The organism is Micromonospora andamanensis (genome assembly GCF_016863495.1).
Taxonomy (GTDB): domain Bacteria; phylum Actinomycetota; class Actinomycetes; order Mycobacteriales; family Micromonosporaceae; genus Micromonospora; species Micromonospora andamanensis.
This window is the reverse complement of the sequence record NZ_BOOZ01000014.1, coordinates 20167-33048: the sequence shown is the minus strand read 5'-3', so window position 1 is coordinate 33048 and position 12882 is coordinate 20167. Positions and strand designations below refer to the sequence as shown.

General features: G+C 67.7%; 9 protein-coding genes. 5 read left to right on the top strand and 4 right to left on the bottom strand.

The window, feature by feature from the left end; all coding sequences use genetic code 11:
• Window positions 1-72: 72 nt before the first annotated feature.
• Window positions 73-3186 (bottom strand): M14 family metallopeptidase, encoded by a 3114-nt coding sequence (locus Van01_RS13935; protein WP_204006829.1) that lies wholly within the window; start codon window positions 3184-3186, stop codon window positions 73-75.
• A gap of 161 nt (window positions 3187-3347) precedes the next feature.
• A complete protein-coding gene (locus tag Van01_RS13930) occupies window positions 3348-4667 on the bottom strand; it encodes a hypothetical protein (protein ID WP_204006821.1) in 1320 nt (439 codons plus the stop codon).
• Between the two features lie 355 nt (window positions 4668-5022).
• On the opposite strand from Van01_RS13930, the gene Van01_RS13925 reads away from it, so the two are divergent.
• From Van01_RS13925 to wecB, 3 genes are all read left to right on the top strand, one after another.
• Window positions 5023-6393 carry an O-antigen polymerase gene (locus Van01_RS13925; RefSeq protein WP_204006819.1) on the top strand — a complete coding sequence of 457 codons (1371 nt, stop codon included), beginning with the start codon at window positions 5023-5025 and terminating at the stop codon, window positions 6391-6393.
• A 187-nt stretch (window positions 6394-6580) separates the two neighbouring features.
• Complete coding sequence (locus tag Van01_RS13920; protein WP_204006817.1) at window positions 6581-7666, top strand: glycosyltransferase; 1086 nt, start codon at window positions 6581-6583, stop codon at window positions 7664-7666.
• Window positions 7667-7761: 95 nt separating this feature from the next.
• Window positions 7762-8886 (top strand): non-hydrolyzing UDP-N-acetylglucosamine 2-epimerase, encoded by a 1125-nt coding sequence (gene wecB / locus Van01_RS13915; RefSeq protein ID WP_204006815.1) that lies wholly within the window; start codon window positions 7762-7764, stop codon window positions 8884-8886.
• 81 nt (window positions 8887-8967) lie between these two features.
• Here the strand turns inward: wecB and Van01_RS13910 are convergent, their stop codons facing one another.
• Both Van01_RS13910 and Van01_RS13905 read right to left on the bottom strand, forming a co-directional pair.
• Complete coding sequence (locus Van01_RS13910; protein WP_204006813.1) at window positions 8968-9948, bottom strand: dTDP-4-dehydrorhamnose reductase family protein; 981 nt, start codon at window positions 9946-9948, stop codon at window positions 8968-8970.
• Window positions 9945-10988, bottom strand: coding sequence for a polysaccharide biosynthesis protein (locus Van01_RS13905; protein ID WP_204006811.1), 1044 nt, complete (start codon window positions 10986-10988; stop codon window positions 9945-9947). The genes Van01_RS13910 and Van01_RS13905 overlap by 4 nt, the downstream gene beginning before the upstream one ends.
• Window positions 10989-11208: 220 nt before the next feature.
• Between Van01_RS13905 and Van01_RS13900 the strand changes: the two genes are divergently transcribed.
• Both Van01_RS13900 and Van01_RS13895 read left to right on the top strand, forming a co-directional pair.
• Window positions 11209-11958: a sugar transferase gene (locus Van01_RS13900; protein WP_204006809.1), complete on the top strand. Its 750-nt coding sequence runs from the start codon at window positions 11209-11211 to the stop codon at window positions 11956-11958.
• The gene (locus Van01_RS13895; protein WP_204006807.1) at window positions 11955-12881 is read left to right on the top strand and encodes an NAD-dependent epimerase/dehydratase family protein; all 927 of its coding nucleotides are present in this window, start codon (window positions 11955-11957) and stop codon (window positions 12879-12881) included. Before Van01_RS13900 ends, Van01_RS13895 begins: the two co-directional genes overlap by 4 nt.
• The last annotated feature ends 1 nt before the right edge of the window (window position 12882 follow it).

The following is a 12882-nucleotide window of genomic DNA, read 5'->3' as shown; positions in this document are numbered from 1 at the left end:
GCACCCTTCATGCCGGTACGCGGCAAGGCGCGCCGGCGGTGTCCCGACCGCCGGCGCGCCTTGGACCAGCCGCTACCGCCGCGGTCGGCCCGTCAGATGGTTCAGCGACCGGGCGACCAGCTCGTCCCGGGCCGCCGGAGCCAACCCCTCCAGCCCGAAGCCCAGGTAGACGGTGTCCCGGGTGACCACGGTCGAACCCTCCTCGAACGCCTGCTGGCTGCGCGACCAGTCGTTGGCCGCCGGGGCGGACCCGGCCGGCGGGCCGGCCACCGTCCAGCCACCGAGGTCCGTCTCGAACGACGTTTCGGCGACGGTGGTCCCGTCGACGACGACCCGGGTGTCGTCGACGAACAGGCCGAGACCCTGGGTGGCCCAGTCGCTGGCGTAGGTGATGGAGACCTCCACCTGCCGGCCCGCGTACCCGGACAGATCGGCCACGAACTCCTTCCAGCCGTTCGAGGTGCCGGTCGCCGCGTGCCACTGGCCGGTGCTGCCGGTCGGTGAGCAGTCCGCGCCCTGGTAGTGGGCGAGGAACGGGTGCAGCTGGGCCACCCAGCCGGAGGCGCAGCTCTCCCCGGTCTCCTGGGTGGTCAGGCCACCGGCGTCCGGCAGCGTGGTCCAGTCGTCGGTGCCCACCTCCCGTGCCTCGACGAACATGAAGTCCCAGTTCGTCTCGATGTCGAACGAGGTGAAGAAGCGCAGCTCGGCGCTGCTCGCCCCGGTCAGGTCCACCGTCCGGGTCAGCCGCTTGTACGCCTCGTCGGACTGCCCACTGAACAGGTACCAGTCGCCCGTACGCGGATCGAACGGTGCGCCACCCGGGCGCCCCCAGCCCACCGGCGCGGAGCTGGTGAACTGCGGGAACTGTGTCGGCGGCAGGAAACTCGACGTGGTCAGGAACGACGCGGTGTGGTCCTGGTTGCCCGCCGAGCCGTCGGCGTTGAGCGTCCCGGCGAAGCCGGCGAACGCCCCGGCGTCACCCTGGACCGGGTACGGCTGCCCGTCGGGTGAGGTGCCGCCGTCGCTCACGTAGTTGTACGCCCCCAGCCAGTACTGCTGGAAGTCGTTGAGCAGCGGCAGGCAGTTCGGGTCGGCGGCGTCGGTGCATTCCGGCGGGGCGTCCGGCAGGTAACCGTACGAACCGTTGGCCGCCTGGGCGTAGAGCGCGTACTTGCCGCTGACCAGCAGCTTGCCGCCCTCGTTGAGGTAGTCCCGGACGGACAGTTCGATGTCCACCGCCGCCTTCGCCACAGTGCCCGGCACCTGGCCCGGCTCGCGCAGGATGATGTCGTCGCCGGTCTCCCAGACCACCGCGTCGTAGTGCGACAGCACGCCCAGATGGTGCGGGGCGGTACGCCCCATCGCGTCGAAGTCGTACACGTCGCTGCTGCGCCCGGCAGCCTTCAGCGAGGCGGCGATCTCGTCGGCGTACTTCGCGGTGGTGGTGTCCTGGGCGGGGCTCAGCCCGGTGACATCCTCCACGGCCAGCACCAGCACGTCCCCGCCGATGTCGTGATGCACCCGGTAGGTGAAGCGCTCGCTGCTGACCTTGCCCCGGCCCGGCCTGGTCGCGGTGAACCAGACCTGCACCCGGTCGCCCGGCCGGGCGCCTGTCACCTTGCCGCGCAGCTCGGCGTAGTAGTCGTCGTGGGTGTCGCCGTAACGTTCACCGCCGCGCCACTCGCGTACCGTCGTGGACTTCGCCCGGCCCCCGTTTATCGTCCAGTTCAGCTTGACGTTCTTCAGCGACCGGCGGGTGATCGCGGCGACCTGCTGGGTCCGGCCGTACGACACGTCGAAGGCGTCGACCACGAAGTCCGGGGTGCTGCGGCCGACCACCGAGACCGGATCGTCCGGCTGGTGCGCCGACTTCGCCACCGACAGCGCGAACGGAATGTTCTTGGCCACCTCGGCGGCGATCAGCTTCTCGTCGTCAGGGAAGGTGAAGATGCTGACGCAGTCCTCCGGGCGCCACTGGTCGTCCGGGTCCGACTCGGCAGCCGCCTGACAGGTGGACATCTCGGGAGTGAAGCCCAGCGTCCCGTAGCGCACCGTGGCATGGCTGTCCGTGTCGCCGTTCGTGGTGTAGAGCTCGGCGGAGATGTCCGGGTCGTAGCCGGGCACCGCGGGATTGGCGTCGTCACCGGCCAGCGCCTCGTAGATCACATCGTCCGGGGTCGGCGTGGCCACCTGCCAGCCCACGCCGTAGAGCAGCAACTCCGCGGCGGAGTGGTAGTTGACGAAGAACTTGAACTTGAGCCGCTTGAACAACCCGTCGAGCGCCTTCGTCTCCGGCTCCGAGTTGGGGCCGGGGCCGCGATAGGTGTCGCTGGCCGGGTCCGGCGAGGAACCCTCGTTGTCGTAGCCCCACTTGTAGCTGAAGTTGCGGTTCAGGTCGACGCCGTCGACCCCGGTGATCTGGCCGTCGCCGTTGTTGTCGCGCAGGTTCTTGCGCCACAGCCGGTTGCCGGGGGTGAAGGTGTGGTCGTAGCCGTCCGGGTTGAGCACCGGGATGAACCACAACTCGGTGGTGTCCACCAGCCGGGTGATCTCCCGATCCGAGCCGTAACCGGTGAGCACGTGGTGCATCAACCGGCGGGTCATCTCCGGCGTGATCCACTCCCGGGCGTGCTGGGTCCCCCCGTAGAGCACCGCCGGCCGCTTGCCGTCCTTCATGTTCTTCGCGTTCTTGGTGACCTTGATCGCGAGGATCGGTTTGCCCTGGGCCGACCGACCGATGGTCTGCACCTTCGTCAGCTTCGGATAACGGGCCGCCGTCGCGGTGATCTCGTCGCGAATGCCGCCTGGTTCGCTGTACGACCGGAAGGCCCGCCAGCCCGCCGCCCCCTGCTCCCGCAGCACCTGCGAGGCGTCCTTGCCGCGTACCTTCTTGACCTCGAGATCGACACCCTTGCGGGCCAGCCGGTCGGCCTGACCCCGACTGAGCACCGTCTCGATCTCCGTCTTGCCGGACTGGTCGGGCGTCGCGCCGTGCCCGAGGTCGACACCGGCCTCCCGCAACGTGTGCAACTGCGCGGGATCGACAGTGCCGACATACACCTCCAGGCCGTCTCGGCCGTCGCGACCGCCCGGATCGGACGGTGGCCGTGCGCTCGCCGGTGCGGTAAGCACCAGCGCACCGACCAGAGTGAACACGCCGGCGATGGCCAGCGGTGTGCGCCTCATCCTGCCCCCTTCGATCGAAGGACTTCTGCGGCGAGCCTTGTGCCAGCCCTCACGTGTGTCAATACGCTCGGCGTAACATCCCGCTGCGGGCGATCGGTGCACGTAAACGCGCATTTCGTCGCCTTGGGCGCAACGGTCACCAGTAGACCGAGGAAGCGTTTTCACAGCTCCGAAGTCGCTGAGGCGCGGCGTATGCCGGACCCGGTCTCCGCAGCTGGCACGTCCGCCTCGGCTTCTGTCTGGGCCCGAGGCGTCCGCCGACGGCTGGCACTGCCACCGCCGCGCGTTGGGCGGTCGGTATCAACCCTGCGGCGCGATCGGAACCAGCGATTCGCGGCAACCGCAATCCCGATGACCAGTACGCCCGTTGCTTCGGCGCCGAGCATCGCCGCAGTCGCACCACCTGGGCTGAGCCCCGGCAACTGTGCCACCAGACCGATGCCGAGAACACCAGCGGTGACAACGGCGAGGCGGGCGGCGGCGCGGTAGTTGGTGTCGCTGATCAGAAAGAGGCACACGGCCCAGCGGAGCGTGAGAAGAGGAAGCGCGAGCGCGAGCAGTTGCAGCCAGAGGGCGGCTGCGGCGATCGGTAGGCGGAGTAGATCGTTCGCGATCCACGGGGCCAGGACCACCCCCGCACATGCGGCGACCACGGCGAGAATCATGATCAGGATCTCGCTCTCCCGTGGCGACGCGTTGTCGGTGGCCAACTGGTGCCGACGTCGTACCCGGACGGCCATCGGCACCCGTAGCCCGCCGTAGAGAACGGAGGTGAACGCCTGATACACCGCGATCACGGCACCGTAGCAACCGACCACCTGCGGAGTGGCGACCAGGGACAGGACCAGGCTGCCAGAACGTGCGCTCGCGGCCTCGGCCGCGCTGTAGCCCAGGAGTTGCCTGTTGCTGCCCAGCGCGGACACACCCGCGCGCCAGGAGAGGTTCTGCCAGAGCGGTGGCCGTGCGTCTGGACTGCGGCACACCAGGATCTCGCAGGCGGCCAGCTGAAGCACCGATCCGAGGGCCAACGCGACTGTCAGTGGAGCCCCGGCGAGCAGGATGACCAGGGCGGCCAGGCGGCTCAGGATGATCGCCAGGGACATCGCGACGAACCGCAACTGGCGGGTCAGGTCGGCGAACTGGAGCTCGGACAGATTGTTGCTGATCATCCAGATCGCCGCCACGGCAAGGGCGGTGGACAGATAGCCCTGCGCCGAGTAGAAACCGGTGGCGCCGCCGGCGAACACGAGCAGGACGGGTACGGCGATGAGGACCCTGAGGCTGCGCACCGCCGATCGTTCCTGTTCGTTGCCGGCGGTGTACAGCAGCGACGTGCCACCGGCGATGAGCATGGAGACCACGATCAGCGCCGCAGTCATCACGGTGTACGCGGCGATCTCGTCGGTCTCCCCACGGCGTGCGCTCAGGGCCAGCATCGCGGCGTTCAGGACACCACTGACCAGTGGAGCGATCGACGCCATCAGCGTGTGAGCACGCAGCTTCGGCCCGGGCGACGGTACGACCCGGGCGGGAGGGCGGATGTCAGCCTCGCCGACGTCGGAGAAAAGGGGGCCGCGCTTGCCCTTTCCTGGACGAATCTCAAACAAAAATTAGCCTCATCTTCCGGCAATTGGCGGCTGCGCTGCCGACGATTGCTCGCACCCTGCCGGTACGCCGTGTAAACGACCTTCGCCTGAGGTGCGTGACGGCTACTGAAGAGGGCAGCTCGACTGTTCTGGCACGCTCGGATACCTGGCCGTTGCAGATAAGCGAGACTCGCATTCCTTGAGCTTGATTCGGCCAACAGTCGCGGAGAATTACGGTAGAAATGACCGCATGTCCGGGATTCCCGCTGTCCTGCTCGTCGCCGGGGTGTTCACGGTTGTCGGTGTGGTCGAAGGCGCGCGTCGAAGCCTTCGGGCCGGCCGACTGGACCTGTTCCACCCGATGATCTTCGCCTCGGTGTACGTGGCGTTGGTCTGTCTCGTGCCGTGTGGGCGGCTGTGGTTGTCGCCCACCGGCGAGTCGGGTATGAGAATCTCGCGGTTCATGCTGGCTGAACACACGCCCTGGCTCATGGCGCTGGCGGTCGTCGGGTTCACGCTCGGTTGTGCCATGCCGTTCCGGCAGAAGGCCATCAGGGCCGGCACGCCGATGCGCCCGGAGGTGCTCGCAACATTCGGTCGGATGCTCATCCTCGTACCCATGGGCGTTGTCGGTCTGGGTTTTGCCAACGGAGGCGTCGCCGAGCGTGGCGCCGGCCAGAACGAGGTGACCTTTCTCGACTCGCTTTACGCGGCGCGAGACATTCTCGCACCGACTGCGGTCGCCCTGATGCTGGCCGCGCGATTCCTGCAGGGCAGGAAGCTGTTCGGAGGCATCGATGCGGTACTGATAGCCACGATGGTCGGCCTGATCGGTCTGATCGGGGAGCGAGGTCCAGCACTCGCCATCCTCATCATCTTCCTGGTGTTCGCGACCCGCAGGCGCGGTGCTCTTCTGACCTCCGTCCTGGGGCTGGCGGGGGTGCTCGCCTTCGCGCTCGTGGTCATGGCTTACCGGACCACGGCGGTGGGGCTGTCGAACCAGGAACCGCTCATTGACATGCTACTGATGGATTCGATGCCGTTGACTCTGACCACCGGTCTGGTAGCTGAGCAGGTCGCCGGGGGGACGCACCTGGGCGGCGCGACGATCGTGGCCGGGTTGCTGCGTCAACTTCCCGGGCCGGTGAGCCTCTACCTCTTCGGCCAGCCCGATGGGACCGGTGTTCAGGAGTTCCGGGTGATTGCCGGCGAGACGAACGACGGATTCGGCTGGAACTTCAGCCTGCCCGCAGAGGGCGTGCTGAACTTCGGCACCCCGGGTGCGTTCCTCCTGCCGTTCCTGGCTGGTCTCGTGATCGCCTGGTTGTACGCCCGGTTCGATCCTGCGGCGCGCCGTGCGTCCATGGTCCTTTATGCGCTGGCGGTGAGTGTGCTTCCGATGGTGTTCCGAACGGACACCCTGGGTGCCGTAAAGATCATTCTTTATCCCGCCATCCTGCTCGCTCTGGCTTACAGCCTTGCGGTTTTCGCTCACCGGGCTCGTGACGTCGGTCGAGCATTGGATCGTCCAACCGGGGGGCGGCATCGAAGCGGGGACCGGAACCAATTGGCGGGAGCGATGGCCGGTGGCCGGTTACGAGTAGGTTCGCTGGTCAGGTAACTCTTTACCAGATCTTTCCACGACCGGTCCGGCCAGTGGACAAGTAGGAGTGTGAGCCGACGTGGAGTTATCCCGGCGCAGCCGATCCGGGGCAAAGGTGCCGTCGGCGAGATCGTCGCAGCGGGGCGCCTACCGCGTCCTGGCGACCTGCATGGTGTTCGAGCCCGGATATCGCGGTGGCGGTCCGGTGCGATCGCTGGCCGCTGTCCTGGACACCCTGCCCGACGGAGTCGAACTGACCCTGGTCACCCGGGACCGGGATCTCGGCGCGACCACGCCCTACCCCGACCTGTCGAGCCGGTGGGTGCAGCGCAACGAGCAGGCGAGCGTCTTCTACCTCTCCACCCGCAGCCCGCAGTCCTGGCGGCGACTGCGCCAACAGTTGCGGTCGACCACCTTCGACCTTCTCTATGTCAACAGCCTGTGGTCGACTTTCTCCCTGCTGCCCATTCTGTTGAGTGCCGTTGGTCTGCTGCGCGTACGCCGAGTGCTCATCGCACCGCGCGGAGAGCTGTCGCCCGGAGCACTACGTCTCAAGAGCCTCAAGAAGCGGCTGTTCCTCACGGTGTGGAGGCCGGTCCTGCGCCGCTTGGATGTGTGCTGGCAGGCGTGCAGCACCCTGGAGAGGGAAGATGTCCTCAGGACGTTTCCCGCAGCCGAGGTGCTGCTGAGCGGCAACGGAGCTTCACTACCGAGAATCCCGATGCAGGCCGCCGCCCGTAATGCGCCAGGATCCGCTCTACGGCTCGTGTTCATCAGTCGAATATCTCCCATGAAGAACCTGCTCATGGCGCTCTCGGCGTTGAGCGAGGTGACCGAGCCGGTGTCGTTCGACATCTACGGCCCGGTGGAGGACCGCGACTACTGGCACCGGTGCCGCGGGCTGATCGACGCGATGCCAGCGAACGTCGAGGTCCGCTACCTCGGCGAACTGACTCCCGACCAGGTCCGCCCCACCTTCAACGGCTACGACGCCTTCCTCCTACCGACCTTGGGGGAGAACTTCGGCCACGTGATCATGGAGAGCCTGGCTGCCTCCTGCCCGGTTGTCTGCTCCGACCGGACTCCCTGGAGCGAACTCATCGAATCGGGCGGAGGAATCGTGGTCCGGCCGCTGGCCCAGGAGGAACTGACCGCGGAACTCGATCGCCTGGCACGGACGTCACCAGAGGCCCGATTCCAGGCGCGTCGACTGGCGGGAGAGGCGTTCCTGAAGTGGCGGCGTTCCCTGTCCGACGTCCACGTTCTGGAACTGGCCCGCAGCTCATCATGACGGTGATGTGTCCGCGTTTCTGAGGATTGGCTGCCTCGTTGAACATCGGTCTGTTGCCGGCACCTTTCGGAGTCGGCCGTGCGAAGGGTGGGGCGATGACGCGGGTCATGACCGTGGTGGGAACGCGACCAGAAATCATCCGGTTGTCCCGGATCACGGAACGACTGGATCGGACGGTCGACCACGTGCTGATCCACACCGGACAGAACTGGGACCGGTCGCTGTCCGACGTCTTCTTTGCGGAGATGAGGATTCGGGAACCCGACCGCTTTCTCCGGGTGAACACGTCGTCGCTCGGGCGGGTGCTCGGCGGCGTTCTCGTCGGCGTGGAGGAGGCGATCCGTGAACTGCGACCGGACGCGCTACTCGTGCTCGGGGACACTAACAGCGCCATCGCCGCGGTGATGGCGCGGCGGATGCGGGTGCCGGTCTACCACATGGAGGCGGGCAACAGGTGCTTCGACCTCAACGTGCCGGAGGAGACCAACCGCCGTCTGGTCGATCACGTCGCCGACTTCAATCTGGTCTACAGCGAACACGCGCGCCGCAACCTGCTCGCCGAGGGACTGCACCCTCGGCGGATCCTGCACACCGGCTCGCCCATGCGGGAGGTGCTCGACCACTACCGGCACGAGATTGAGGCGTCACCAGTTCTGCACCAACTGGAGCTGGAACCCGGGGGATACTTCGTGGTCAGTGCCCACCGGGAGGAGAACGTGGACGATCCCGCCCGACTGCGGCGCCTGCTCGACTGCCTGCGGGCTGTCCGCGCCGAGTGGGGTCTGCCGGTGCTGGTGTCCACCCATCCGCGTACCCGCAAACGGCTGGAGTCGCTCACCGATGACGGCACAGACCTCGACGGCATCGCCTTCCACGAGCCGTTCGGCTTCTTCGACTACGTACGCCTGCAGACCCAGGCCCGCTGCGTCCTCTCCGACAGCGGCACGATCAGCGAGGAGGCCGCGATCCTCGGCTTCCCCGCGGTGACCCTGCGCGACTCGATGGAACGTCCCGAGGCGCTCGACGCCGGTGGCATCATCATGACGGGCCTTGACCGGGGCGGGATCGTCGAGGCCGTCCGGGTGGCGATCGACCAGGTGGCGGTGGCCAGTGTCCCCTGTCCGGCCGACTACCAGGTCACCGATACGTCCCGCCTGGTGGTGAACTTCATCCTGTCGACGGTGCGACGGCACCACGACTGGGCGGGTATCCGCCGCTGAGCGGTGCCGCAGGGGCTGGTGACCGGGATCGGGTCACCAGCCCCTTTCGGTGCGTACGGCTGTCGTTTCTCGGATGACGCCTCAGAGCGGCACGCTCTGCAGGCCCTGCCCGAGCGCCCAGCGGGCCCTGGCGGCGTGCATCGCTGCGATCATGTCCGGCCAGCTCGGCGGGCGGTAACCGGTGACCCGGGCGAGGGTGTCGGCGCGCATCGACCGGTCGCAGACGAACTCGTCGTCCGGCACCAGTTCGCCGGACCACCCGTAGACCTCGGCGACCAGTCGAAGGAGGTCGTACTTCGAGATCGGCTCCGCGGCCACGTGGTACAGCCCGGTCAACTCCTCACGGGGCAGGACCACCGTGCGGAGCAGCCGGGCGAACTCCACAGTGGTCACACCGCTGTAGATGGCCCTGGTGAAGCCGCGCACCCTTCCCTGTTGAGAGAGGAACCAGTCCACCAGGGAACGGTTCGTGGCCAGCTCGTGTCCGATGATTGAGGTGCGCAGCGTGAGGGCTTGCACACTCGTCGCCTCGCCCAGCAGTTTGGAACGCCCGTAGAGGTCGGGCGGGTCAGGCAGGTCGTCCTCGACGTAGCCGCCCCGCCGGCCGGAGAAGACGCAGTCCGTGCTCACATGGACGAGTCGGCTGCCGAACTGGGCGCAGGCGTCGGCCAGCAGGTGCGGGAAGAGCGCGTTGAGAGTGACCGTCTGCACCGCGTCCTGCACGTCAGGCCGCTGTTTGATGACGCCCACACAGTTGACGACGACATCCGGCCGCAATTCGTCGACGAGCTGCTGGACCTGACCGAATCGGGTTACGTCGACGGCCGGGACGATCCGAGCGAGCAGATGTCGCGGGTACCAGTCCGCCCGGTTCGAGATGCTGCGGGCGAGACCGTGGACGTCGAGTCCTGGATCGTCGCTGAGTTCCCGGAAAACGGCATGGCCGAGCATGCCGGTGACGCCCACGACGAGGACCCGTCGCACCGTACGCGGCTCACCTCTGGCGTCGCTGCGCCGTCGAGGAACCAGGTCGGAGCGACCGGCGTCGGTAGCCGTGCTCATGTCGTGGCAACTGCCGCGGCGGCGGCCTCGACCTGCGCGCGTACTTCGGGCAGCGTCAGCAGCAGCGACTCGATCTCCGGAACGGACAGTCGGTGGGCGTTGTGCGAGTGGAAGTCGGCAAGGCCGCCACGTTCGGTGTCCCCCTCCTCGAAGTAGAGGGAGTAGTTCAGGTCGCGGCTGTCCACCGGCACCCGGAGGAACTCGCCGAGATCCTCTGCGTGGGCGAGCTCTTCGCGGCTGGCCAGCGTCTCGTAGAGCTTCTCCCCGTGCCGGATGCCCAACACGTTGAACTTCGCCGGTACTCCGAACAGGTTGCACAGCGCGGTGGCCAGGTCGCCGATGGTGCAGGCGTCCGCCTTGCGGATGAAGACGTCGCCCGGTTGGCCGTGCCTGAACGCGTGCTCCACCAGCTCGACCGATTCGGTCAGCGACATCAGGAAGCGGGTCATCGACGGCTCGGTCACCGTCGGCAACCCGCCCCGGAGAATCTGGTCGATGAACAGCGGAATCACCGAACCGCGCGAGTACATGACGTTGCCGTAGCGCACGCAGCAGATCCGGGTCCGGGCGGCCGGATTGTTACGGGCGTGCGCCTGCGCCACCTTCTCCATCAGCGCCTTGGTCATGCCCATCGCGTTGACCGGATAGACGGCCTTGTCGGTACTCAGCAGCACCAGCGTCTCGACGCCGACATGCTCGCACGCGTCCACCACGTTCGCGCTGCCCAGCACGTTGGTACGGACCGCCTCAAGCGGGAAGAACTCGCAGGAGGGAACCTGCTTGAGGGCGGCGGCGTGGAAGACGAACTCCATGCCCCGAGCGGCCTTGAGCACGCTGTCGTAGTCCCGGACGTCACCGACGTAGTAGCGGACCCGGTCATCGCCGAGGCGGTGCCGCATCGCATCCTGCTTCGACTCGTCGCGGCTGAGCACCCGAACCTCGGCCGCGCCGGCATCCAGCAGTCGGGTGACCATCGTCTGGCCGAAGGAGCCGGTGCCACCGGTTATCAGGAAACGCCTGTCCGAAAGCGAGGAAACCATATCTCCTCCTGCCTGCTTCCCGTCGGACCATCCTCGGGAATCGGGATCTCGTCGATCGGACCATACCGGCGGGCAAACGGTGCCGTGACGTGTTCTGTTAATAGGAGTTCGAGTCATGTTTCGCACCCGTGCAGCGGCTGCGATCTCCATTGGCGGCCCGTCGGGGCCCCGCTAATGTGAAAGACGGAATCGCTCGCCGAAATGGTGATATGCGTACTCCATGGCAAAAGTTGCTGTCCACACGGCGCCGGTGCGCGCTGGTGCCCCCGGCGCGGCCGCCGGATCGGAAAACTCCTCGGACACCTCGACGACCCGGCGACCGTACGATCGATGGAAGCGGCTTCTCGATGTGCTCGGCGCACTTCTCGTCCTGACTCTCGGCGCACCCCTGCTGGCCCTGGTCGCCCTGGTGGTGCTGGTGACACACGGGCGGCCGGTGCTGTTCCGGCACACCCGGCCCGGCCTGCACGGCGAACTGTTCGAGGTGGTGAAGTTCCGTACGATGCGCCACCCCGATCCGGAGCGAGGGTTGGTGACCGACGCGGAGCGCCTGACCCGGGTCGGCCGTTGGCTGCGGGCCAGTAGCCTCGACGAGCTGCCGGAGTTCTGGAACGTCCTGCGTGGCGAGATGAGCGTTGTCGGTCCCCGCCCCCACCTCGTTCGCTACCTCAGCCTCTACAACGCCGAGCAGGCCCGCCGGCACGAGGTCCGACCGGGCATCACAGGGCTCGCTCAGGTGCGCGGTCGCAACGCGCTCGGCTGGGACGCGAAGTTCGCCTACGACGTCGAGTACGTCGACAGGCGTTCCCTTCTGCTGGACCTCAAAATCATCCTGGCTACGGTCTGGGTGGTGCTGAGCCGCCATGGGATATCGGCGCCGGGCGCGGCGACCTGGCACGAGTTCACCGGCAATGCCAACCCCTCCGCGCAGTCGCCGGCTGGCGACCCGGATCCCGTGTACCGCCGATGAAGCGGGTACTGCTGCTGGGCGGCGGTGGATTCCTGGGCCGACACATCCGGACCATGTTGGCCGAGCACACCACCATCCGATCGCCCGCCCGTGCCGAGTGCGACCTGGTCCGGATGGACCTGCCGACGCTGACCGCGTTCGTCGCCCGGGAGCGACCGGACGTGGTGGTCACCGCGGCGGGCCGGATCGTCGGATCCGGGCACGACTTCGTGCAGGCACATGTCGTGACTACCGCGAAGTTGATCGAGGCGATGGCCTCCGCCGCGCCCGGAGCCCGGCTGATCCGGGTCGGCTCGGCTGCCGAGTACGGGGCCGTGCCGCACGGCCTCGCCGTCGGGGAGGAGTACCCGGGTGCACCGGTGAGCGAGTACGGGCTCAGCCACCTCACCGCGACCCGGCTGGCGGAGCTGGCGGGTACAGCCGGCCGCCTCGACACGATGGTTCTGCGGGTCTTCAACCCGGTCGGGCCGGGGATGCCGCCGGGCAACGTGCTCTCCCGGGTGACGGCGATGGTCAGCTCGGCGTCGGCCGCCGGTGCGGATGACATCTCGGTGGGCCTGCACGACACGTATCGGGACTTCGTCGACGTGCGGGACGTCGCGACGGCGGTCCTGGCGGCCGTGCGCTGCGGGTCGGTGCCGGAGCGGGTGTTCAACGTGGGTAGCGGGCGAGCGGTGGCGACGCGCGACGTCGTCGGGCTGCTGGCCGAGGTGGCCGGCTTCACCGGTCAGATCCGGGACGGCAGCTTCACGCCGGACGCCAGTCGCTCCGCCGCGGTGCCCTGGATGTGCGCCGACATCGAGCGCGCCCACCGGAGACTCGGCTGGTCACCGGCCTTCGACCTGAGCGAGTCGTTGACCACCCTGTGGCGGGCCGACGGCGAGCAGCCGGTGCGCCCGGTCGCTGGCGCGGCGGCGAGGTGAG

What these genes read in the sequence shown, in the direction of transcription:
- Van01_RS13910 (WP_204006813.1), bottom strand. Translation starts at nt 9,948, where the DNA reads ATGAGCACGGCTACCGACGCCGGTCGCTCCGACCTGGTTCCTCGACGG.
- Van01_RS13900 (WP_204006809.1), top strand. Translation starts at nt 11,209, where the DNA reads ATGGCAAAAGTTGCTGTCCACACGGCGCCGGTGCGCGCTGGTGCCCCC.
- Van01_RS13935 (WP_204006829.1), bottom strand. Translation starts at nt 3,186, where the DNA reads ATGAGGCGCACACCGCTGGCCATCGCCGGCGTGTTCACTCTGGTCGGT.
- Van01_RS13925 (WP_204006819.1), top strand. Translation starts at nt 5,023, where the DNA reads ATGTCCGGGATTCCCGCTGTCCTGCTCGTCGCCGGGGTGTTCACGGTT.
- wecB (WP_204006815.1), top strand. Translation starts at nt 7,762, where the DNA reads ATGACGCGGGTCATGACCGTGGTGGGAACGCGACCAGAAATCATCCGG.
- Van01_RS13905 (WP_204006811.1), bottom strand. Translation starts at nt 10,988, where the DNA reads ATGGTTTCCTCGCTTTCGGACAGGCGTTTCCTGATAACCGGTGGCACC.
- Van01_RS13930 (WP_204006821.1), bottom strand. Translation starts at nt 4,667, where the DNA reads ATGGCGTCGATCGCTCCACTGGTCAGTGGTGTCCTGAACGCCGCGATG.
- Van01_RS13895 (WP_204006807.1), top strand. Translation starts at nt 11,955, where the DNA reads ATGAAGCGGGTACTGCTGCTGGGCGGCGGTGGATTCCTGGGCCGACAC.